The following is a 755-nucleotide window of genomic DNA, read 5'->3' as shown; positions in this document are numbered from 1 at the left end:
AGCGGGATATATAAGTAATGATCATCAAGTAGGGCAAACAGGAAAAGTAGTGGTACCAGATCTATATATTGCTGTTGGAATTTCAGGTGCTATTCAGCATTTAGCAGGAATGAAGGAAAGTAAAGTTATAGTTGCAATTAATAAAGATGGTGAAGCTCCAATTTTTAGTGTTGCAGATTATGGACTTGAAGCTGACTTATTTGAGGCACTCCCTCAGTTCATGGAAGAGCTGAACAAATTAAACACTATACAAAAATAATCCTTACAGTTAAAAACTAGAGTATGTCTAGAGAATCAATGGAATATGATGTTGTAATTATAGGTGGAGGACCATCAGGATTATCAACCGCAATAAAGTTAAAACAACTAGATGCAAATTTAAATGTTTGTTTATTAGAAAAAGCATCAGAAATTGGAGCTCATATTTTAAGTGGAAATGTATTTGAAACACGTGCTCTAGATGAATTATTACCAAATTGGAGAGAGTTAAATTCTCCAATTAAAACAAAAGTAACTAAAGAAAAATTTTTATTTTTAGGAAAAACCAAATCTTTAAGTTGGCCAACTTGGCTACTACCTGCAGTACAACAAAATCATAAAAATTATATTATCAGTTTAGCAAATTTATGTAGATGGCTTGCTGAACAAGCTGAGAATTTAGGTGTAGAAATCTTTCCAGGATTTCCAGCAAGTGAAATTTTATATAACGAAGATGGATCTGTTAAAGGTGTTGCAACTCAAGATATGGGTATAGA

At 32.3% G+C, this 755-nt stretch carries 2 protein-coding genes; both read left to right on the top strand.

Annotated features, from left to right (window positions below; translation table 11 throughout):
• On the top strand, window positions 1-259 hold a 259-nt coding region (locus AMO08_RS01835), incomplete at its 5' end, for an electron transfer flavoprotein subunit alpha/FixB family protein (RefSeq protein ID WP_218836561.1).
• Between the two features lie 23 nt (window positions 260-282).
• Window positions 283-755 (top strand): NAD(P)/FAD-dependent oxidoreductase (locus tag AMO08_RS01830; protein WP_143323789.1); only part of this gene is annotated, 473 nt, incomplete at its 3' end.

This window comes from Candidatus Pelagibacter communis (genome assembly GCF_001180205.1).
Classification (GTDB): domain Bacteria; phylum Pseudomonadota; class Alphaproteobacteria; order Pelagibacterales; family Pelagibacteraceae; genus Pelagibacter; species Pelagibacter ubique_O.
Note: the sequence above shows the minus strand (reverse complement) of the source record. Positions and strands in the feature narration are given on the sequence as shown.